Here is a 19699-nt window from a genome sequence, read left to right on the forward strand (position 1 = left end):
GTATGAGGAGCCCGCGAACAGCGCTTCAACGATCAGACTGTCGGGATAACCCAGTAGGGACGCACAGTCTGTACGGACTACCCTCAGTCCTCGTGATTGACCCCAGGACTCTGCGCGATGACCCGGAAGCCGTGCGCGCGTCGCAGCGCGCCCGTGGTGAAGACGAGGGAGTGGTCGACAAGCTGCTCTCCCTCGACACCCGGCGCCGCTCTTCCATCGCGGCCGCGGACAAGCTGCGCAACGAGCAGAAGCTCCTGGGCAAGCAGATCCCGAAGGCGCCGCCCGAGGAGAAGCAGCAGCTGCTGGCCACGGCCAAGGAGCTCGCCGCGCAGGTCAAGGCGGCCGAGGTGGAGCAGAACACGTCGTCGGAGGAGTTCGACCAGCTCTTCCGGACCGTGCCGAACCTCGTGCACCCGGATGCGCCGGTCGGCGGCGAAGACGACTTCACCGTCGTCAAGCACGTCGGCGAGCCGGTGAAGTTCGACTTCACCCCGAAGGACCACCTCGAGCTGCTCGAAGCGCTCGGCGGCGTCGACATGGAACGCGGCGCGAAGGTCTCGGGCTCGCGGTTCTACTTCCTCACCGGCGTCGGCGCGCAGCTGCAGCTCGGCCTGCTCAACATGGCCATCGCGCAGGCGCTCGAGAACGGCTTCACGCCGATGATCACGCCGTCGCTGGTGCGTCCCGAGATCATGGCCGGCACCGGCTTCCTCGGCCAGCACTCGAGCGAGATCTACCACCTCGAGGACGACGACCTGTACCTCGTCGGCACGTCGGAGGTGCCCCTCGCGGGCTTCCACGCCGACGAGATCCTCGACCTGAACGACGACGCGAAGCGCTACGCGGGCTGGTCGTCCTGCTACCGCCGCGAGGCCGGCTCGTACGGCAAGGACACCCGCGGCATCATCCGCGTCCACCAGTTCGACAAGGTGGAGATGTTCGTCTACACCAAGCCGGAGGACGCCGAGGCCGAGCACGAGCGGCTGCTCGGCTGGGAAGAGCAGATGCTCGCGAAGATCGAGGTGCCCTACCGGGTCATCGACACCGCGACCGGAGACCTCGGCACGTCCGCGCACCGCAAGTTCGACTGCGAGGCGTGGATCCCGACCCAGGACACCTACCGCGAGCTGACCTCGACGTCCAACTGCACGACGTTCCAGGCCCGCCGCCTCTCGGTGCGCTACCGCGGCGAGAACGGCAAGCCGCTGATCGCCGCGACGCTCAACGGCACCCTGGCCACCACCCGCTGGATCGTCGCGATCGTCGAGAACCACCAGCAGGAAGACGGCTCGGTCCGCGTGCCGAAGGCGCTGCGCCCGTTCGTCGGCGGCCAGGAAGTCCTCACGCCCCGCTGATTCGCGGTTATGCCGGGTGCGCACCCGTTCGGCCCAGTAAGGTCCGGGCCGAACGGGAGAGGACTCTTCGCATGCGCATGAAGTGGCAGGTCGCGGTGGCCCTGGCGGCCCTGACCGTGGTGTCCGGCTGCACGGTGGCCGTCGGCGGCTCGGCGTCGCCGGTGCCGGGCCAGGGGCCGGTCGTCAAGAACGTCGACGCCTGCACGCTGCTCGACGAGTCCCAGCTCGACGCGCTCGGCTACGAGACCAAGGGCCGTTCGGTGCCGGAGGTCAAGGACCGGAACCAGACGGCGATGTGCCTGTGGAACACGAAGGACGACATCGAGCCGTCGGCGATCCTGAACGTCGGCTACACGACGGACATCGACTTCAACGAGTACATCGCCGGCGCCGTCCCGAAGGGCGAACCGCAGCGGATCGCCGGGTTCAGCTGGCGGCAGTACCCGTCGATCCTCGCCGACGACTGCGTGCTCTACGCCATCCTGGGAGACAAGTCTTTCGCATACGTCAGTGTGTCCGAGCCGCCGCTCGAGAAGTCGTGCGAGCTGGCGAAGACGGTCGTCCCGCAGGTCGCGGCGCACCTGCCGGGCGGGCAGGACGCGCCGTCGATCACCCCGACCGCCCCGGCGAAGACCGAGCCGGGCGGGCCGCTGCTCTCGGCCGACCCGTGCGCGATGCTCAAGCCGGAGCAGGTCGCGCAGCTGAAGGACATCGCGCCGACGGGCGAGAAGGACACGTCCACCACGGTGCCCAACGCGTCCTACTGCCTGTGGGACGACACCGACGGCAGCGAGGGCCAGAAGGCGTTCGAAGTCTGGTTCGGCCCCAGCACCCCGGTGGCGGACTGGCCCGGCGTGAACGGGGTCAAGCCGCAGGAGACCGTCGACGTCGGCGGCAAGCAGTGGGGCGTCTACCCGAACCTGGGCGGCCTGCGCGTGACGTGCGGCGCCTACCTGCCGATCACCGAGACGTCATCGGTGCAGGTGGTCAGCGGGTTCATCGGTGACGACAGCAAGACCTGCGACCTCGTCAAGCAGGGCCTGCCGCTGGTGACCGCGAACCTGCCGGGCTAGGCCGACACCTGGTCCGCGATATGGCGCGCGATCTCCAGCGCGCTCGTCGCGGCCGGCGACGGCGCGTTCAGGACGTGCACCTGGTCGCGCGCGGTCTCGATGAGGAAGTCGTCGACGAGCGAGCCGTCACGGCGCATCGCCTGCGCGCGCACGCCGGAGCCGTGCCGCACGATGTCGTCCTCGGTGACGGCCGGGACGAGTCGCGCGAGGCTGGCGGCGAACCGCTTCTTCGAGAACGAGCGCCGGACCTCGTCGAGCCCGGTCGGGAACGCGTACTTCTTCGCGAGCCGCCAGACGCCGGGGAAGGCCGCGACCTCGGCGACGTCCTTCGCGGAGAAGTCGCCCCAGCGGTAGCCCTCGCGGCGCAGCGCGAGCACGGCGTTCGGGCCCGCGTGCACACTGCCGTCGAGCATGCGGGTGAGGTGCACACCGAGGAACGGCAGCGTCGGGTCCGGCACCGGGTAGATCAGGCCCTTGACCAGGCCGCGGCGCTCAGGCTTGAGCTCGTAGTACTCCCCGCGGAACGGCACGATCTTCGCCGACGGCGTCAGCCCGGCCAGCCGCGCGACGCGGTCGGAGTGCAGGCCGGCGCAGTTGACGAGCCCGTCCGCGACGATGACGTCTTCTCCGGTCGCGACCTCGACGCCGCCGTTGCTCCCGGCGCGGATGGCCAGCGCGGGGCTGTTCAGGCGGAGGTCGACGCCGGCTTCGTCGAGCAGCCGGACGAGGGCTTCGCAGACGCCGGGGAAGTTGATGATCCCGGTGGACTCGACGCGCAGCGCGGCGACGCAGGCGACCTCGGGCTCGTACTCGCGCGCTTCGGCGGGCGAGATCTTCTTCGCCGGGACGCCGTTGTCCTCGGCCCGCTCGGCGAGCGTGTTCAGCGCCGGGATCTCCTTCTCGTCGGTCGCGACGACGAGCTTCCCGCACACCTCGACCGGCACGCCGTACTGGCGCGCGAAGTCCACGATGGACCGGTTCCCGGCGACGGACATCCGCGCCTTGAAGGAGCCGGGCTTGTAGTAGAGCCCGGCGTGCACGACGTTCGAGTTGTGCCCGGTCTGGTGCGCCGCCCAGCGCGGCTCCTTTTCCAGCACGGTGACGTCCAGCCCGCGCCTGGTCAGCTCCCAGGCCACGGCCAGTCCGACGATCCCGCCCCCGACGACCACCACGTTGCGCACGATCGACCAGGCTACGCGAGTGCCCGCCGGGTGCTGTTCCCTGGCGGAACCTGACAGCTGTCAGGTACAGTACCTAACCAATGTCAGGTAAGCGATTGACGCGAGAAGCGCGCCGCGAGCGGATCCTCACCGCGGCCGGCGGGGTGTTCGCGTCGGCGGGGTACGACGCGGCGGGCATGCGTGAGGTCGCCGCGGCGGCCGGCATCAGCACTCCAGTGCTCTACGACCACTTCCCGGCCAAAGCGCAGCTGTACGCGGCCCTGCTGGAGTCCGAAGTGGACGGCTTGCTGGCGGGCTGGGCCGCGCTCCCGCCGTCGGACGACCCGGAGGTCCTGCTGCGCAGCCGCGTCTCGGCGATCTTCGCGTGGATCGAGACGCACGAACGCGGCTGGCGGATGATCTTCGCCGAGACGCCGTCGGACCCGGCGGTGGCCTCGGTGCACCGCACGGGCCAGGCACGGGCGACGGCCAACCTGGCGGCGCTGTTCCACGGCGTGCCGCTCGACCTCACCGCCCGCATCCCGCGTCCGCTGGCCGACGAGGTCCTGGCCGAAGCCTGCAAGAGCGCGCTCAACGCGGTCGCGACGTGGTGGTGGGGCCACCGCGAGGTGCCGCGCGAAGAGGTGGTCGCGCTGACGGTGGACCTGCTCTGGCGCGGGCTCGCCACACTGGTGAAGGGGGAGAGATGAGCACGGAGAACTACTGCCTAGCTGCGGAAACGGGCGACGTCGACCTGGCGATGACGGCGTTCGCGCCGGACGCGGTGCTGCATTCACCGCTGACGTCCCGGGTGCGCTTCACCGGCCACGCGCAGCTGCGGCCGCTGATCGAGGTGGCGTACGCGCACCTGTCGGAGATCCGCTTCCACACGGACATCGGCGACACCCGAACACGAGCGGTGGTCTACACGGCCCTGCTCGGCGGCGAGCCGATCGAGGAGGCGGCACTGCTCCGACTGGACGACGAGGGTCTGATCGAAGAGGCGACGCTCTTCGTGCGCACGTTGCCGGGGCTGGTGACGTTGATGGACCGCTTCGGCCCGGACATCGCGAGGCGCAACGGCCGCCCCCTGGCGGCGAGGGTGGTGAGCGTGCTGACGAAGCCCTTGCTGGCGATGGTCCGCTCCGGCGACAGGCACGCTGTCCCGCTGGTCAGCGGCCGAGCAGGGTGAGAAAGGCCCGCCAGGCCTCGGCAGTGTGGTGTTGTGCGGGCAAGGCGGGATCTTTCGAGTCGCGAACCAGAACTCCGGCAGCGAGTGCCACCTCGACGCAGGCGCCTTCCTGGCCGCTATAGCTGCTCTTCCGCCAGGTCGCTTCGAGACAAGCGCCTTCCTGCTGGCTATAGCTGCTCTTTCCCCATATCCCAGGCCTCAGCGCCATCGAGTTCCTCCGCGAGCCGGGCGACAAAGCCCGCAGACTTGCCCGGGCTCATCGCGACCGCGCGGATGCCGGTGATCGCCGCGCGGTACTTCCGCACATCGTAGTCGTCGGGCACAAACGCGCCGGAACTCAGATGTTCGAAATACACCACCGCGCTCTTATCGACGAGGGAGTACAGGATGAAAGGTCCCGCGATGCCGGGATGCCATCCGCAGTGGGCCGGAACCATCCGGATCGTGATGGTGCGGAACTCGGCGACCTCGGCAAGGAAGCGCAACTGCTCAGCCATCGTCGCGGGAGTGCCGATGTGGTCTCGGAGTGCGGCTTCGCCGATCAGCGCTTCGAAGGGAGTCGGGTCGGGCTCGACGATGAGGCGGCGCCGTTCCATCCGCAGCATCACCCGATGGTCGATGTCGTACTCCGAGTTGCCGTTGGCGAAGAGCGCGCGGGCGTAGGCAGGTGTCTGCAGCAGTCCGGGAATGCCCATCGGCGACCACTCGACGATCGATTCGGCCGCCTTCTCGCACTCGATCACGGCCGCGAGCTGATGCGGAATCCCTGGCGTGCCGTAGGTGATCCAGCCGGGTTCCGAAGCCCCTTTGACCAAGCCGAGGATCTGCTGCTTCCGCGCGCCGACCACGCCCAGCGCACCAAGGACCGCTGTCACGTCCTCCAGGCGCGGGGTTCGCTGGCCGTACTCCCACTGGCTGATCAGCTGGAAGTCGACCCCGATCCGGCGGGCCAGTTCGCGGACACCGAACCCCGCCTCCGTGCGCGCCTCGCGCATCGATGCCGCGAGAGTGCGTATTCGCGGCGTGACGGTGACCGTCCTCGGCATGGAGGCAACCTACGCGTCCGAACTCGTCGACACCGCTCCCTCGATCGAGTGCTCCAGCGCCTTCTGCGCGCTCATCCCCAGCCCCACCCCATAAGCCCGCTCGAACCCGGCCGCCCCCAGCGACTCCTGCGCCCGGAGCCGTACCGAAGACACGTCCGGGTCGCCGCTGATCGCCGTCCCGCGCACCGCCGCGGCCGCGCCCAGCAGCACCGCCGCCTCCGCCGGGGCGGACGCCGCTCCAGCCAGGCCCTCCAGGGCGAACGCCACGACGTCGCCCGCGTGCCACTGCCGTCCGGTCAGCAGCGCCGAGCGGTGCAGCTCGGCCGCCTCGGCCAGGCGGCCCTCGGCCGAGGCCAGCCAGCCCAGCGAGATGAACGCCGTGGCGCGGGCCGTCTCCGCGGCGAACGAGCCGCCCGGGCATTCCGACAGCGCTCGCTCGCACAGCCGGCGGGCCGCCGTCAGGTCGCCTTCGTGCCGGGCGAGGTTCGCCAGCCCGATGTACGCCGTCGCGCGGGACTCGGGCATGCCCGTGCGGCGGGCCGTCGACGCCGCCAGTTCGTAGTCGGCGCGGGCTCCGGCGTCGTCTCCCGACAGCAGGCGGGTCCACGCCCGGCGGCAGACGAGGTCCGCGGCGTCGTCCGTCGCGCCGATCTGGTGCATCAGGCCGAGGGCCTCGTCCATCAGCGGCAGCGCGGCCTCGTGCTCGCCGCGCCAGGTCAGCAGCTGCGACAGGTGGTCCAGCGCCATCGACAGGCCCCACCGCTCGCCCAGCGCGCGGAACTGCACGGCGCCCTCGCGCAGGTTCTCCTCGGCGTCGGCCAGGTCGCCGTTCATCATCGACCGCAGGCCGATGCCCATCGGCAGCAGCGCCCAGCTCCACGCGTCCCCGCTGGCCAGCATGCTTTCGCCGCGGCCGGTCACCTGGTCGTCCTCGCCCGGCGGGCCGGCGACCACGCCCAGCAGCATCACGAGCATCGGGTGGTGGACGGCCAGCGTCCCGTCCGTCGCGTAGCGCCGGACCAGCGGCAGGTACTGCTCCAGCGACTCGTGCGGCGCCCCCGACATCGCCCCGAGCACGCACATCACGAACTCCTCGGCGTACCGCTCGCGCAGCTCCGGCGGGCACCGCGACACCACGGCCAGCGACAGCCCGGCGCCCTCGAACCGGCGTCCGCGCATCCACCAGTACATCGCCAGCAGCGGCACCAGCCGCAGCGCGAGCTCGACGTCGTGCTCGGTCGCCCAGCGCAGCGCCGCCAGGAGGTTGTCGTACTCGGCGTCGACGCGGTCCAGCCACTCCAGCTGTGACGCCGTCCGCAGCATCGGGTCGGCTTCCTCGGCGAAGCGCAGGAAGTACTCCGCGTGCGCGCGGTGGACCGTCTCGGTCTCGCCCGCGTCGGCGAGCTTCTCCGCGCCGAACGCGCGGATCGTCTCCAGCATCCGGAACCGGCCGCCGACGGCCTCGGCCAGCGACTTGTCCGCCAGCTCGAGCAGCAGGTCCGCGTCCGCGCCGCAGACCTCGGCCGCCGCGCCGAGCGTCGCGCCGCCGGCGAACACCGTCAGGCGGCGGGCGAGCTCGTGCTCCTCCTCGCTCAGCAGGTCCCAGCTCCACTCGACAACGCCGCGCAGCGAGCGGTGCCGGGCCTCGGCCGTCCGGCTGCCGCGGCCCAGCAGCCGGAACCGGTCGTCGAGACGGATCGCGATCTCGCCGAGGTCGAGCGCCCGGACGCGCGCCGCGGCCAGTTCGAGGGCCAGTGGCAGGCCGTCGAGGGCCGCGCAGACGTGCTGGACGTCGCCGATCGTCGTCTCGTCCACGGTGAACGCGGGGTCGCTCGCGGCCGCGCGGTCGGCGAACAGCCGGACCGCCGGGTAGGTCAAGGCTTCCGCGGCGGGGGTCCCCGGCGGCGGGACGGCCAGCCGCGGCACGGGCGCCAGCTGCTCACCCGTGATGCCGAGCGGCTCGCGGCTGGTGGCCAGCACCCGCAGACCCGGGCACGCGGCGAGCAGCCGCGCTGCCAGCCGGGCCGCGACGTCGACCACGTGCTCGCAGTTGTCGAGCACCAGCAGCGTCGACCGGTCGCGCAGCGCCGAGATCAGCCGGTCGGCCGGGTCCTGGGGGCCGCCGCGCGAGCTCTCGCGCAGGCCGAGCGCGCCCAGCACCGCGCCGGGGACGTCGGCGCCGCTGTGCGGGGCGAGCTCGGCGAACCCGACCGGCCCGGGCTCGGCCGCCGCGATTTCGATGGCCAGCCGCGTCTTGCCGGTGCCGCCGGGCCCGGTCAGCGTCACCAGCCGGCTGCGCGCGAGCAGCTCCGCGACCTGCCGCAGCTCGCCGTCCCGGCCGACGAAGGTGGTCAGCTGGGCGGGCAACGCAGAGATAACCGGCTTCTCGGTCTCGCCGCGAAGCACGGTTAGGTGGGCTTCGGCGAGCTCCGGGCCGGGGTCGGCACCCAGCTCGTCGGCCAGTGTGCGGCGGGCGTCCTCGAACGCGGCCAGCGCGTCGGCGGACCGACCGGCCGCCCCCAACGCCCGGACCAGCTGCGCGCGCGGGCGTTCCCGCAGCGGCTGCGCGGCGACGGTCTCGCGCAGCCCGGCGAGGACGTCTTCGGCCTGCCCCAGCGCCAGCCGGGCCTCGACGTGGTCGTCCGCCGCGTCCGCCCGCAGCTCCTCGAGCCGGGTGGCTCGGGCGGCGGCGAACGGCGCGTCGGCCAGGTCGCTGAACGCGGTCCCGCGCCACAGCGCCAGCGCTTCGCCCAAAGTGGACGCCGCGCGGACGTGCTCGCCGTTCTTCAGCAGCGCCCGGCCTTCGCGGACGAGACGGTCAAAAGCGTGAACGTCCACTTCGTCCGGTTCGACGGCGAGCCGGTAGCCCGCCGCGGTGAACTCGACCGGCGCCAGCTCCTTCAACGCCGTCCGCAGCCGGGACACCTGGGACTGGAGGGCGTTCGCCGCGCCGTCCGGCGGGTTTTCGCCGTACATCCCGTCGATCAGCCGTTCGGCCGGCACGAACCGGCCCGCCTCGAGGGCGAGCAGCGCGAGCAGCATCCGCGACCGCGGGCCGCCGACCGCCACCTGCGTGCCGTTCTCGCGCCACGCGGTGACGGCCCCCAAGACCCCGAATCGCATGTGCCCAGCGTAGGACGTCTTTCGCCCCCGGATGGGCGTCACTCGAAAGTGGTCTTCGGCGTGGGCCTGTGAATCACCTGAGCGTGCGTCTATACACTTCGCCGGGTCCCCACGCAATGGGAGAGGTATGTCGACCGACAGCATTGCCCTAGGTCAGCCGACCGTGGGCGAAGAGGAGCTCGCGGCCGTCGCCGAGGTCTTCCGATCCGGCTGGCTGGCCGGGGCCGGACCGGCGTGCCGCCGCTTCGAGGAGCGGTTCGCGCAGGTCACCGGCACCGCGCACGCGTTGACGACCGCGAACTGCGGCTCGGCGCTCTTCCTCGGCCTCAAGGTCCTCGGGGTGCAACCCGGCGACGAGGTCATCGTCGGCGACTACACCTTCCCCGCGACCGGCCACGCCGTCGTGCAGGCCGGCGCGACCCCGGTGTTCGCCGACATCCGCCCGGACGTCTTCAGCGCCGACCCGGCCCACGTCGAGTCCCTTATCACCCCGAAGACCGTCGGCATCCTCGTGGTCGACGTCGCGGGCCAGCCCGGTGACTTCGACGAGTACCGCGCGATCGCCGACAAGCACGGCCTCTGGCTCTTCGAGGACGCCGCGTGCGCCGCGGGCGCGACGTACAAGACGCGCCCGGCCGGCAGCCTCGCCGACCTCGCCGCGTTCTCCTTCCACGGCCGCAAGGGCATCACCGCCGGTGAAGGCGGCGCGCTGGTCTCCGACCGCGAGGACCTCATCGCGCACGCCCGCAAGCTGCACACCTACGGCATCGAGCCGGCGATCAGCCGCGAAGGCTCGAACACGCTGCCGATCCCCGAGTTCCACGAGCTCGGGTACAACTTCCGCATGTCGGACGTGCAGGCCGCGATCATGAACGTCCAGCTCGACCGCCTGCCGGACCTGCTCGCCGCCCGCCGTTCCGTGGCGAAGCGCTACCACGAGGCCTTCGCCGACGTCGACGCGCTGACCGTCCCAGTCGAACTGTCCGATCGCGAGCACCCTTGGCAGGCCTACCTGCTCACGGTCGCGCCCGAGGTCAGCCGCGACACCCTCGCCCTGCGCATCCGCGAGCAGGGCGTCCAGTGCAACTTCGGCACCTACGCCTCCCACCTCCAGCCGATCTACGGCCACCGGACGCCGCTGCCGGTGTCGGCCGACGCGTTCGCGCGCCAGCTCGCCATCCCCATGCACGCCAACCTGACCGACGCCGAGGTGGCGCGGGTCGGCGAGGTCGTGCGCGCCGCCGTGCAGTCCCTGTCCTGAAGCCCCTGACCGAGGAGAAATTGGTGTCCGACAAGAAGGTGCTCTTCACCGGGGCTGGTGGCTTCATCGCCGCGCACGTGATCCCGCTGCTGATCGAAGGCGGCTACACCGTGCGCATCTTCGACAACATGACCCGCGGCGACCGCGCCCGGGTCAACGAGTTCGTCGCCACCGGCAAGGTCGAGCTCGTCGAGCAGGACGTCCGGTACGGCGGCGCGGTGCGCGAGGCCATGCGCGGCTGCACGCACGTCATCCACTTCGCCACGGTGTCGATCAACAAGTCGATCGCCGACCCGGCCGAATCCATCGACATCAACATGGTGGGCAACCACAACGTCTTCGCCGCGGCGGCGGACGAAGGCGTCCAGCGGCTGGTGTTCGCGTCGACCGCGTCGGTCTACGGCGAGCCGAAGCGGCTGCCGATGCACGAGGACGACGAGCTCAAGCCGCTCACGCCGTACTGCATCTCGAAGCGCGCCGGCGAGGACATGCTCGGTTTCTACGAGCGCACCAAGGGCCTGTCCTGGAACGCGCTGCGCTTCTTCAACGTGTACGGCCCCGGCCAGAAGATCGAGGCCTACTACACGTCGGTGATCAACCACTTCATCCAGCGCCTGCGCGCCGGCCAGCCGCCGATCATCGACGGCCGTGGTGACCAGTCGATGGACTTCGTGCACGTCACCGACCTCGCGCGGGCCGTCGTCGCCGCGCTGGAGTCCGAGCGGGCGAACCTGCCGATCAACATCGGCACCGGCATCGACACGTCGATCGCCGCGCTGGCGAAGATCCTGATCGAGGCCGTCGGCGTCGACGTCGAGCCGCTGTTCAACGACCGTGACGTGCTGGTCTCGCGGCGCGCCGCCGACATCACGCGCGCCCGCGACGTGCTCGGCTGGGAGCCGCGGATCACCGTCGAAGAGGGCATGCGGCAGCTGGTCGAGGAATCCGAGTGAGTGCCACCGCGGGGCCGGCCCGAGGACGTGCGATGCGCATCGCGGTGGTGAACAACTTCTTCCCGCCCCGCGTGGGCGGCAGCGCGCACATGTCGGCGTCGCTGGCGGCGCAGTTCGTGGCGGCCGGGCACGAGGTCCTCGCGATCACCGCGGCGTACGCGGACGCCCCGGCCGAGGAGGAGCGCGACGGTTACCGCGTCGTCCGCCTCCCGGCGGTGAAGATGCCGCAGATCGGCCTGTCGATCGACTTCGACATGAGCTTCGCCTCGCTGCGGCCGGGCAACTGGCGGCGGCTGTGGAAGCTGCTGGACGAGTTCAAGCCGGACGCGATCCACCTGCACGGCCAGTTCTTCGACCTGTCGTGGCTGGCCGGGATCTACGCGCGGCGCCACGGAATTCCGTCGCTTCTCACCATCCACACGCTCCTGATCAGCGACAACAAGCTGTACGGCGGCGTGTTCCGGGTGCTCGACGCGCTGCTGGTGCGGCCGATCCTCGCCTACCTGCGGCCGCGGTACGTGATCCTCGACAAGCTGGGTGTCGACTACTGCGTCGACCGCTACGGCACGAGTGACGCGAACTCGGAGTACTTCCCGATCGCCGTCGACACCGGCCACTTCGCGAAACCGGTCACGAAGGACGTCCGCGCGGAGCACGGCATCGGGGACGCGCCGCTGATCGTCTCGCTCGGGCACGTCATCCCGCTGCGGAACCGGCTGCCGCTGATCGAGGCCCTGCCGTCCATTTTGGACAAGCACCCCGGGGTGCGGGTGGTCGTCGTCGGGCGCGTCTACCACGACGCGTTCCTCAAGCGGGCCGCCGAACTGGGCGTCTCGGACGCGCTGGTCGTCACCGGCGCGGTGCCGAAGGAAGACGTCCCGGCGTACTTCGCCGCGGCGGACATCGTGACGCACGACCTCAACGGCGGCTGCGGCACGGCGTCCCTGGAGGCGATGCTCTCCGGCACGGCGACGATCGCGTCGGTGACCGAGGACAACTACCCGGGCATCGAGCTGCGCAACGGCGAAAACGTGCTGCTGGTCCGCCCGGACGACGCGGAAGCCGTGGCGTCGACGGTCGTCGAGCTGCTCGACGACCCGGAGCGGCGCGCGGTGATCGCCCAGCGCGAGAGCGAGATGGTGCGGGCGAACTTCGGCCTCGACGTCGTCGCCGAGGAGCACCTGCGGACCTTCGAGAAGCTGGTGTCGGACGCTCATGTTCTTCGATGACGAGCGCAGCCACCGGCTGCGCCCGCAGATCCTGACCGAGCTCGTCTCGCAGTACATGAACGACGCCGAGCGGGCGCAGTTCTACGGCCTGCCCTCGACGTGCCGCGTGCGCGAGCGCGTCAAGATCATCAGCCCCGAGAACCTCAAGATGGGCGACCACTGCTGGGTCGGCGAGGGCGCGGCGCTCGACGCGAGCGGCGGCCTGGAGATCGGCGAGCACACCAGCATCGGCCTGAACACGCTGATCTTCACCCATTCCAGCTGGCTCGCGAACATGACGCTGCAGAACCACTCGGGCAGCGACCTGATCGAGCGCAAGCCGGTCAAGATCGGCAAGGGCTGCTTCATCGGCGGCCTGGTGGTGATCATGGCGGGCGTGACGATCGGCGACTTCGCGACGGTGCAGCCGAACTCGGTGGTGGCGAAGGACGTCCCGCCGCGGACGCTGGTGGCGGGCAACCCGGCCCGGGTTTTCCAGCGCTACGACGAGGACTACATCCAGTCCGAAGTGGACCGGGTTCGCACGGAGAACGCCCTCCGCCGCGCCCTGGCCGAGGAACGCGGCGGCGACGCTTCCGGCTGGGGCGCGCCGTCCGGGGACTTCTCGGAGTAGTTCAGAGCCGGTCGCCGAGGAGCTTCGCCAGGGATTCGCAGATGTCGGCGCGATTGCGTCCCATCTCGATTTCGGCCACCCGCAGCTGGCCGTGCGCGTGCTTGGCGACGAAGACCAGCGAACTGGCGCCCGTGCCGTAGCAGTAGCCCGCGGCCTCACCCGCGCCCGGCACCGGCTTCGCGGGCTCGGCGCACTCCGACTGCAGCTGCTTGAGCATCGTGCTCGGTGACTTGCCGCCCGTCGCCGCCAGGACGTACAGCTCGCCGAACGCGTAGGAGCAGCGGAACGCCTTGCCCGGGCCGAGCGGCTCGGGCGGCATCTCGCTGGGCTCCCGCACGTTCCACGCGGTGCCCAGGAGCTGCGCGAACTCGACGTTCCCCAGGTACGGGCAGGCGCCCGTCACCTTCGCCGGCGAGACGGCCGGCGTGAAGGCGGGTGGTGCCGGGGTGGTCGGTTTCGGCTTGCTCACGGAAGTGGATGACGGCGGAGCCGACGTGACCGCCGGCGCCGCCGTCGTGGAACCGCCCGAACACGCTGTGACGCAGGTCAGCAGGCATGCGGCGGCGAAGATTCCCCCCAAGAAGCGCACGAGAGACAATCTAGCGCTCCGTAACCGAGCGCAGGATTGCGGTTACGCAACGTTTCAGCCGTGCCCGACACCGGTGTTGCCCGAGGGCAGCCTGGCGCTCGCCGCGTCGTAGGCCTTGAGGCCGTCCGGCTCCCCACGTCGAACCAGAACACCACGACGTCCGGGTCGACGCTCCACCGCGCCTGGTGCGCGACGCCGGACTTCGCCGTGATCTTCGCGGCCGGGCCGTAGTAGTACCCGAAGCTCGGCACGTCCTGGCCGTCGGCGACGAGATGACGTCAACCAGCGCCTCGTGCTCGGGGCGCCGCCGGCGCGGACTGGGCGTTCGCCACCGTCAGGACACCACCAGTGCGCCGCACGCGGCCGTGACCGTACCGGCGATGACGAGGCGTTTTTTCATGGTTCCTCCCTCGGTAACAAGATCGTCCGAGGGAACTACGGGCGTAGGCTCAAAAAGGTTGAGAGCAACCTTTCCGTGCCCCGGCCGTCGCTGGGGGAAGGACGAACGGAGCAGGCATGGCGCGCGGTGACGACGAGTTCGCGGAGTTCGTCCGCGCGTCGTCGGCCCGGCTCACCCACGCCGCCTACCTGCTCACCGGCGATCGCCACCAGGCCGAGGACGCCGCCCAGACCGCCTTCACCCGCACATACGCGGCCTGGTCGCGAGTCCGGCACAAGGACGCCTACGGCTACGCGCGCACCGTCCTGATGAACCACGTCATCGACGGCTGGCGGCGCCCGGTCCGCGAGTACGCCACCGAGGTGATGCCCGAGCGGCAGGACCGCCTCGACGTCGACCAGGCCGTCACCCAGCGCGCGTGGCTCACCGCGGTGCTCAAGACGCTGACCGCCCGCGAACGCGCCGTCGTCGTGCTGCGGCACTTCTTCGACCTGCCCGAGGCCGACGTCGCGCGGGAACTGGGCGTTTCGCTGGGTACCGTGAAGAGCACGAACTCGCGGGCGCTGGCCAAGCTGCGGATCGAGGCAGGCGCCGAGGACACGCTGATCGGGGGGAGCGGGCGATGAACGACCTCGACGACTTCCGCGCCGCCCTCCGCCGGCCGCCGGAGGAGCCTTTCGCCGAGCCGGACCTGGCCAAGATCATGGCCGGCGGCACCCGCATCCGGCGTCGGCGCCGGGTTCTGACGAGCGTCGCCGGGGTCGCCGCCGCGGCCGCTGTGGTGCTGGTGGTCGTGTTCGCCGTCCAGGTGCGGCAGCCCGCGCCCGCACCGGTCGCGCAGCCGCCGTCGATCTCGGTCACCAAACCCCCGGCGACCAGTAGCCCGCCGGAAAAGCCGCCGATCGGCGAGGTGGTCGGCACCGGCATCTCGACCGGCGCGGGGGAGATCGTCCTCTTCGCCCGGGCGGTCGACGAGCCGCAGCTCCTGCCGGACATCCACTTCGGCCTCGTCGCCGGCTTCCGCTCCGGGACCTCGGTGCGGGCCGTGCTGGCGACGAACGAGATCCGCGGCTCCGACCGGTCGTACGGCTTCCACGCCACCGACGGCGGCGAGGTCGTCCAGGACCAGCTGATCCCGGTCTTCGGGTACTTCGCCGGCCCGGTCGCGCGGATCACGACGACGGTGCACGGCAAGACGGTCGAGGCCGGCCTGGCCAAGTGGACCGCGGACCCGAACGTGGTCTTCTTCTGGTTCGACCCGGTCGCCGTCCCGAACTCCGACGTGCTGACGCCGCTCGTCGCGTACGACCCGAACGGCAAGCGGCTCACCAAGTAGGCGGTACCCGCCGGGTTCGCGTGGGCGTAAGAACCCCACCGTGACCTCACGACGAGTGTTCCTCACCGCTTCTGCCGCCCTGGGCGCCGCCGCCGCGACGCGGGTTCCGGCGGGCGCCGCCGAGCTCGGGGACCGCGGGCCCGGCGGCCCGGTCCGGCCGCAGCCGCCCGGCCCGGACCTGCGCGCGTTGCTGCGGCAGGTCGACGAACGCCGGATCGAGGCGACCGTCCGGCGGCTGGCCGCGTTCGGCACCCGGCACACGCTGTCGTCCCAGAGCGACCCCGCCCGGGGCGTCGGCGCGGCCCGGGACTGGCTCTTCGCGCAGTTCCAGGCGGTCGCGGCCGCGTCCGGGGGACGGCTGAGCGTCGAGCTGCAGTCCTACGTCCAGCCGCCCGCCGACCGGATCCCGGTGCCGACGACGATCACGAACGTCGTCGCGACACTTCGCGGGTCCACCGATCCGAGCCGCGTGTACGTCGTTTCGGGGCACTACGACTCGCGCTGCACCGACGTCATGGACTTCACGAGCGACGCCCCGGGAGCGGACGACGACGCGTCGGGCGTCGCGGTCTCGCTGGAGCTGGCGCGGGTGCTCTCGACCCGGCAACCGGCCGCGACGATCGTCTTCGCCGCCGTCGCCGGCGAGGAGCAGGGCCTCTACGGCTCGCGGTACCTGGCCCGGCAGTACAAGGCGGCCGGCACGGACGTCCAGGCGATGTTCACCGACGACATCGTCGGCTCGAGCCGCGCCGACGACGGCACGCGCGACCCGTCGACGATCCGGCTCTTCGCCGAGGGCGTCCCGACCGCGGAGACGCCGCAGGAGGCGGACCTGCGCCGCAGCATCGGCGGCGAGAACGACTCACCGCCGCGGCAGCTGGCCCGGTTCGTGAAGTCGGTGGCGGAGAACGACTCGACCGGCATGACGGTCCGCGTGATCTACCGCCGCGACCGCTACCTGCGCGGCGGCGACCACATCGGCTTCCTGGAGCAGGGCTACCCGGCGGCGCGCTTCACCGAGCCGAACGAGGACTTCGCCCACCAGCACCAGAACGTCCGCGTGGAGAACGGCGTCCAGTACGGCGACCTGCCGCGCTTCTGCGACTTCCCGTACATCACGCGGGTCGCGCGCGTGAACGGCGCGGCCCTGTGGTCACTGGCCACGGCCCCGGGCACGCCGAAGGGCGTGAAGATCCGCACGGCGGCCTTGACGAACGACTCCGAGCTGCTCTGGACGGCCACCCCGGGCGCGGTGAGCTACGAGGTCCTGTGGCGCGAGACCACGGCGCCGGACTGGACCCACACGATCGACGTCGGACCGGCGTTGACGGCGAAGATCGACCTGTCGAAGGACAACGTCTTCTTCGCCGTCCGCGCGGTGGGACCGGACGGCCGCCGAAGCCCGGCAGCCTTCCCGGCCCCGGTCAGCTAGGCCGCGGCCTGCGTGAGGACCTGCTCGACGACGTGGTGCGAAGGCAGGATCAGGTCGCGCTCGGTGTCGGCGTCGATCTTGCCCTCCAGCAGGTCGCAGAAGCGGTCCAGCTGCGTCGCCAGCGGCTCGCGCGCCGTGATCAGCTCCGGGATCTCGATCACCGTCTGCTGGCGGTAACCGAGGCCGTCCGGGGTGACCGAGTCGTGCGAGATGTGGCGGTAGATCGTGACGTCGCGGCGCAGCAGGTCGATCTCGATCAGCCGGTCCAGTTCGGACACCACCAGCGAGCGGACCTTCTTCTGCCCCAGGCGGGACGCCGACACCGTGGCCAGGCCGGTCGGGAACGACAGCACCGTCTCGATGGTGTCCTCGGCGCCCTCGACCGACGACGGGTGGAAGTACCCCGCGCCCGACGTCACGCGCGCCGGGGTGGCGCCGCCGAAGAACTGGATCGCCAGGTCGACGTCGTGCACCAGCAGGTCCCACGCCACGCCCGTCTTGATGCGCGGCGCGTACGGGCCGTGGCGGCGGGCCATCAGGTGGATCGGCTCGTTCACCAGCGCCCGCGCGGTCATCACCGCCGGGTTGTAGCGTTCGAGCAGCCCGCACATCAGCGCGACGTCCTGCTTCTTCGACAGCGCGACGATCTCCTGCGACCGTTCGAAGCTATTGCACACCGGCTTTTCCACCAGCATCGGCTTGCCCTGGCCGAGGATCTCCTGCGCCAGGTCGTAGTGCGCCTCGGTGGCCGACGCGAGCACGACGGCGTCCACATCGGACAGTGAGCCGATCTCCGGCGTCCACTGCGTCTCGTACCGGTCGGCGACGGCCTTGCCCGCCTCTTCGCGCGGATCGATCACGCGGACCAGGTCTACCCGCTCGTTCCCGGCGAGCACACGGGCGTGGAGGGAACCCATGTTCCCGGTCCCGACAAGAGCGATCCGATGCGTCATGCGCCCAGTACCTCGCGAACGGTTTCGATGATGGTGTCCAGGTCGGACTCGGTCAGGTGCGGGTGCACCGGCAGCGAAAGCGCCTGCGCGGCAACCGCCTGCGCCACCGGGAAGTCCTCGACGCGCGCGCCCGGGATCAGGTCGTGACCGGAGTAGCAGTCGTAGTCGAAGACGATCTTCGGGTAGTAGATGCCGTTGCCGATGCCGCGCTCGGTGAGCGCCGCGGCCAGCTCGTCACGCGAGAGGAACGCGTGCGGCCCGACCAGCACGGTGTACTGGTGCCACACGTGCTCGCGGCCCGGCAGCACCTGCGGGACGTCGAGGCCCGGCGTGCCGGCGAGGCCCTCCGAGAGCCGCTTCGCGTTCGCCTGGCGGGCCGCGGTCAGCTGGTCGAGCTTCGCCAGCTGCGGAATACCCACCGCGGCATGCAGGTCGGTCATCCGGTAGTTGTGCCCGGCGACCTCGTACTGGTAGCGGGCGCGCATGCCCTGGTTGCGCAGCACGCGCAGCTTGTCGGCCAGCGCGTCGTCGTCCGTCGTGATGACGCCGCCCTCGGCGGTGGTGATGTTCTTCGTCGCGTACAGCGAGAAGCAGCCGATGCCGAACGAGCCGGCCTGCTTGCCCTCGAACGACGCGCCGACGGCCTGCGCGGAGTCCTCGATCACCTTCAGCCCGTGCTCGGCGGCGAGCGGCGCGAGCTTGCCCATGTCCGCGGTCTGGCCGTAGAGGTGCACCGGCATGAGCACCTTGGTGCGGTCGGTGACGGCGGCGGCGACGGCGTCCGGGTCGATCGCGAAGTCGTCGCGCCGGATGTCGGCGAAGCGGACGGTCGCGCCGGCTTCCAGGATCGCGTTGAGCGTCGCGACGAAGGTGAACGGCGACGTGACGACCTCGTCGCCCGGCTTCAGGTCGAGGACCTGGAGCGCGGCGACGAGCGCGGTCGTCCCGTTGTTGACCGCGATCGCGTGCTTCGTCCCGGAGACCGCCGCGAAGGCGTCTTCGAAGCGCTTGACCATCGGTCCCTGTGCGATGGCGCCGGAGCGCAGCACCTCGACGACGAGGTCCTCCGCGTCGCGAACGTCGACCACGGTGATGGGGATCATGGGCAGTCTCTCTCGGCAGGCGATTTCGGCGCGTCCGGTACAGTGAGCCGCCGGTTCTGCGCCCGGCCGCCCTGCATGAACGCGGGCCACACGTTACCGGGCGCGGTAGCACGCCCAGTACCCAGCCGCCGACGAACGGACACCCGACCCGTGGCCAACCGCATCCACCCCACCGCCGTCCTCGGTGAAGGCGTCGAACTCGGCGACGACAACGTGATCGGGCCGTTCGCCGTCATCGTGGGCCCGGCGCGGATCGGCGACGGCAACTGGATCGGCCCGCACGTGACGATCGGCACGCCCGGCGAGGACCGCGGCCGCCCCCACCCCGACGCCTGGTCCGTCGCGCCCGTCGGTGACGCGGATCACGACGGCCACGGTGTGGTCATCGGCAGCCGCAACCGCATCCGCGAGTACGTGAGTGTCCACCAAGGGACCTGGCGGACGACGACGATCGGCAGCGACGGCTACTTCCTCCGCAACTCCCACATCGCGCACGACTGCCTGGTCGGCGACGCCGTGACGGTCGCGTCCAACGCCGTCACCGGCGGCCACTGCCACATCTGGGACGGCGCGAACCTCGGCATGGGCGCGATCCTGCACCAGAAGGTCGTGATCGGCCCCGGCGCGATGATCGGCATGGGCTCGGCCGTCCGGCGCGAGATCGGCGCCTTCACCATCGCCGTCGGCAACCCGGCGCGCGTCACCGGCGTCAACGTCGTGGGCCTGTCCCGCCGCGGCCTCGACGAGGCGACGATCGAGGCGCTCGGGCCGTGGCTGAAGGGCAAGGAAGGTCTCCCGGACGTCACGCTGCCCGAAGACCTCTCTACCTTGGTAAAGGCGTGGGACGCCCGCCCGCGCGAAGAGCACTAGGAGTCACGCAC

19 protein-coding genes are annotated in these 19699 nt (G+C 71.0%); 12 read left to right on the forward strand and 7 right to left on the reverse strand.

Going from position 1 to position 19699, the window contains the following annotated elements:
- Nucleotides 1-92 precede the first annotated feature (92 nt).
- A complete protein-coding gene (gene serS / locus ACZ61C_RS44350; RefSeq protein ID WP_465313986.1) occupies nt 93-1355 on the forward strand; it encodes a serine--tRNA ligase in 1263 nt (420 codons plus the stop codon).
- Nucleotides 1356-1426: 71 nt separating this feature from the next.
- Entirely contained in the window at nt 1427-2428 is a 1002-nt protein-coding gene (locus ACZ61C_RS44355) for a DUF3558 family protein (RefSeq protein ID WP_465313987.1), read from the forward strand.
- On the opposite strand, the gene lhgO is transcribed toward ACZ61C_RS44355, so the two are convergent.
- Complete coding sequence (gene lhgO, locus ACZ61C_RS44360) at nt 2425-3609, reverse strand: L-2-hydroxyglutarate oxidase (protein WP_465313988.1); 1185 nt, start codon at nt 3607-3609, stop codon at nt 2425-2427. The genes ACZ61C_RS44355 and lhgO overlap by 4 nt on opposite strands.
- An 80-nt stretch (nt 3610-3689) precedes the next feature.
- Here lhgO and ACZ61C_RS44365 point away from each other — a divergent pair, with 80 nt between their 5' ends.
- Together ACZ61C_RS44365 and ACZ61C_RS44370 are read left to right on the forward strand one after the other, a co-directional pair.
- Nucleotides 3690-4298, forward strand: coding sequence for a TetR/AcrR family transcriptional regulator (locus ACZ61C_RS44365; RefSeq protein ID WP_465313989.1), 609 nt, complete (start codon nt 3690-3692; stop codon nt 4296-4298).
- Nucleotides 4295-4780, forward strand: a complete 486-nt coding sequence (locus ACZ61C_RS44370; protein ID WP_465313990.1) for a nuclear transport factor 2 family protein — start codon at nt 4295-4297, stop codon at nt 4778-4780. The genes ACZ61C_RS44365 and ACZ61C_RS44370 overlap by 4 nt, the downstream gene beginning before the upstream one ends.
- On the opposite strand, the gene ACZ61C_RS44375 is transcribed toward ACZ61C_RS44370, so the two are convergent.
- The 3 genes from ACZ61C_RS44375 to ACZ61C_RS44385 are packed head-to-tail and all read right to left on the reverse strand — an operon-like array spanning nt 4761 to nt 8949.
- Nucleotides 4761-4988 carry a DUF397 domain-containing protein gene (locus tag ACZ61C_RS44375; protein ID WP_465313991.1) on the reverse strand — a complete coding sequence of 76 codons (228 nt, stop codon included), beginning with the start codon at nt 4986-4988 and terminating at the stop codon, nt 4761-4763. The two genes, ACZ61C_RS44370 and ACZ61C_RS44375, sit on opposite strands and share 20 nt — an antisense overlap.
- Nucleotides 4948-5826, reverse strand: coding sequence for a helix-turn-helix domain-containing protein (locus ACZ61C_RS44380; protein ID WP_465313992.1), 879 nt, complete (start codon nt 5824-5826; stop codon nt 4948-4950). Before ACZ61C_RS44380 ends, ACZ61C_RS44375 begins: the two co-directional genes overlap by 41 nt.
- A 9-nt stretch (nt 5827-5835) precedes the next feature.
- Nucleotides 5836-8949 (reverse strand): AfsR/SARP family transcriptional regulator, encoded by a 3114-nt coding sequence (locus ACZ61C_RS44385; protein WP_465313993.1) that lies wholly within the window; start codon nt 8947-8949, stop codon nt 5836-5838.
- Between the two features lie 127 nt (nt 8950-9076).
- Here ACZ61C_RS44385 and ACZ61C_RS44390 point away from each other — a divergent pair, with 127 nt between their 5' ends.
- Genes ACZ61C_RS44390 through ACZ61C_RS44405 form a run of 4 tightly spaced genes read left to right on the forward strand, consistent with a single transcriptional unit; the run spans nt 9077 to nt 13005 of the window.
- Nucleotides 9077-10210 carry a DegT/DnrJ/EryC1/StrS family aminotransferase gene (locus ACZ61C_RS44390; RefSeq protein ID WP_465313994.1) on the forward strand — a complete coding sequence of 378 codons (1134 nt, stop codon included), beginning with the start codon at nt 9077-9079 and terminating at the stop codon, nt 10208-10210.
- 23 nt (nt 10211-10233) lie between these two features.
- Nucleotides 10234-11163 carry an NAD-dependent epimerase/dehydratase family protein gene (locus ACZ61C_RS44395; RefSeq protein WP_465313995.1) on the forward strand — a complete coding sequence of 310 codons (930 nt, stop codon included), beginning with the start codon at nt 10234-10236 and terminating at the stop codon, nt 11161-11163.
- A 32-nt stretch (nt 11164-11195) separates the two neighbouring features.
- Nucleotides 11196-12392 carry a glycosyltransferase family 4 protein gene (locus tag ACZ61C_RS44400; RefSeq protein WP_465313996.1) on the forward strand — a complete coding sequence of 399 codons (1197 nt, stop codon included), beginning with the start codon at nt 11196-11198 and terminating at the stop codon, nt 12390-12392.
- Nucleotides 12379-13005 carry an acyltransferase gene (locus ACZ61C_RS44405; protein ID WP_465313997.1) on the forward strand — a complete coding sequence of 209 codons (627 nt, stop codon included), beginning with the start codon at nt 12379-12381 and terminating at the stop codon, nt 13003-13005. The genes ACZ61C_RS44400 and ACZ61C_RS44405 overlap by 14 nt, the downstream gene beginning before the upstream one ends.
- 1 nt (nt 13006) lies before the next feature.
- On the opposite strand, the gene ACZ61C_RS44410 is transcribed toward ACZ61C_RS44405, so the two are convergent.
- Nucleotides 13007-13594, reverse strand: coding sequence for a hypothetical protein (locus ACZ61C_RS44410; RefSeq protein ID WP_465313998.1), 588 nt, complete (start codon nt 13592-13594; stop codon nt 13007-13009).
- Between the two features lie 516 nt (nt 13595-14110).
- Here ACZ61C_RS44410 and ACZ61C_RS44415 point away from each other — a divergent pair.
- The 3 genes from ACZ61C_RS44415 to ACZ61C_RS44425 are packed head-to-tail and all read left to right on the forward strand — an operon-like array spanning nt 14111 to nt 16762.
- On the forward strand, nt 14111-14620 hold the full coding sequence (locus ACZ61C_RS44415; RefSeq protein ID WP_465313999.1) for a SigE family RNA polymerase sigma factor: 510 nt from the start codon (nt 14111-14113) through the stop codon (nt 14618-14620).
- Nucleotides 14617-15330, forward strand: a complete 714-nt coding sequence (locus ACZ61C_RS44420; protein ID WP_465314000.1) for a hypothetical protein — start codon at nt 14617-14619, stop codon at nt 15328-15330. Before ACZ61C_RS44415 ends, ACZ61C_RS44420 begins: the two co-directional genes overlap by 4 nt.
- 40 nt (nt 15331-15370) lie before the next feature.
- Entirely contained in the window at nt 15371-16762 is a 1392-nt protein-coding gene (locus tag ACZ61C_RS44425; protein WP_465314001.1) for a M20/M25/M40 family metallo-hydrolase, read from the forward strand.
- On the opposite strand, the gene ACZ61C_RS44430 is transcribed toward ACZ61C_RS44425, so the two are convergent.
- On the reverse strand, nt 16759-17715 hold the full coding sequence (locus ACZ61C_RS44430; protein WP_465314002.1) for a Gfo/Idh/MocA family protein: 957 nt from the start codon (nt 17713-17715) through the stop codon (nt 16759-16761). The genes ACZ61C_RS44425 and ACZ61C_RS44430 overlap by 4 nt on opposite strands.
- Nucleotides 17712-18818 (reverse strand): DegT/DnrJ/EryC1/StrS family aminotransferase, encoded by a 1107-nt coding sequence (locus ACZ61C_RS44435; RefSeq protein ID WP_465314003.1) that lies wholly within the window; start codon nt 18816-18818, stop codon nt 17712-17714. The genes ACZ61C_RS44430 and ACZ61C_RS44435 overlap by 4 nt, the downstream gene beginning before the upstream one ends.
- A 150-nt stretch (nt 18819-18968) precedes the next feature.
- On the opposite strand from ACZ61C_RS44435, the gene ACZ61C_RS44440 reads away from it, so the two are divergent.
- Nucleotides 18969-19688, forward strand: a complete 720-nt coding sequence (locus ACZ61C_RS44440) for a UDP-N-acetylglucosamine acyltransferase (RefSeq protein ID WP_465314004.1) — start codon at nt 18969-18971, stop codon at nt 19686-19688.
- Nucleotides 19689-19699: the final 11 nt, after the last annotated feature.

Source organism: Amycolatopsis sp. NPDC104587 (genome assembly GCF_055583645.1).

What these genes read in the sequence shown, in the direction of transcription:
- ACZ61C_RS44390 (WP_465313994.1), top strand. Translation starts at nt 9,077, where the DNA reads ATGTCGACCGACAGCATTGCCCTAGGTCAGCCGACCGTGGGCGAAGAG.
- ACZ61C_RS44380 (WP_465313992.1), bottom strand. Translation starts at nt 5,826, where the DNA reads ATGCCGAGGACGGTCACCGTCACGCCGCGAATACGCACTCTCGCGGCA.
- ACZ61C_RS44355 (WP_465313987.1), top strand. Translation starts at nt 1,427, where the DNA reads ATGCGCATGAAGTGGCAGGTCGCGGTGGCCCTGGCGGCCCTGACCGTG.
- ACZ61C_RS44375 (WP_465313991.1), bottom strand. Translation starts at nt 4,988, where the DNA reads ATGGCGCTGAGGCCTGGGATATGGGGAAAGAGCAGCTATAGCCAGCAG.
- ACZ61C_RS44430 (WP_465314002.1), bottom strand. Translation starts at nt 17,715, where the DNA reads ATGACGCATCGGATCGCTCTTGTCGGGACCGGGAACATGGGTTCCCTC.
- ACZ61C_RS44435 (WP_465314003.1), bottom strand. Translation starts at nt 18,818, where the DNA reads ATGATCCCCATCACCGTGGTCGACGTTCGCGACGCGGAGGACCTCGTC.
- ACZ61C_RS44370 (WP_465313990.1), top strand. Translation starts at nt 4,295, where the DNA reads ATGAGCACGGAGAACTACTGCCTAGCTGCGGAAACGGGCGACGTCGAC.
- ACZ61C_RS44365 (WP_465313989.1), top strand. Translation starts at nt 3,690, where the DNA reads ATGTCAGGTAAGCGATTGACGCGAGAAGCGCGCCGCGAGCGGATCCTC.
- ACZ61C_RS44420 (WP_465314000.1), top strand. Translation starts at nt 14,617, where the DNA reads ATGAACGACCTCGACGACTTCCGCGCCGCCCTCCGCCGGCCGCCGGAG.
- ACZ61C_RS44415 (WP_465313999.1), top strand. Translation starts at nt 14,111, where the DNA reads ATGGCGCGCGGTGACGACGAGTTCGCGGAGTTCGTCCGCGCGTCGTCG.
- ACZ61C_RS44405 (WP_465313997.1), top strand. Translation starts at nt 12,379, where the DNA reads ATGTTCTTCGATGACGAGCGCAGCCACCGGCTGCGCCCGCAGATCCTG.
- ACZ61C_RS44385 (WP_465313993.1), bottom strand. Translation starts at nt 8,949, where the DNA reads ATGCGATTCGGGGTCTTGGGGGCCGTCACCGCGTGGCGCGAGAACGGC.
- ACZ61C_RS44400 (WP_465313996.1), top strand. Translation starts at nt 11,196, where the DNA reads ATGCGCATCGCGGTGGTGAACAACTTCTTCCCGCCCCGCGTGGGCGGC.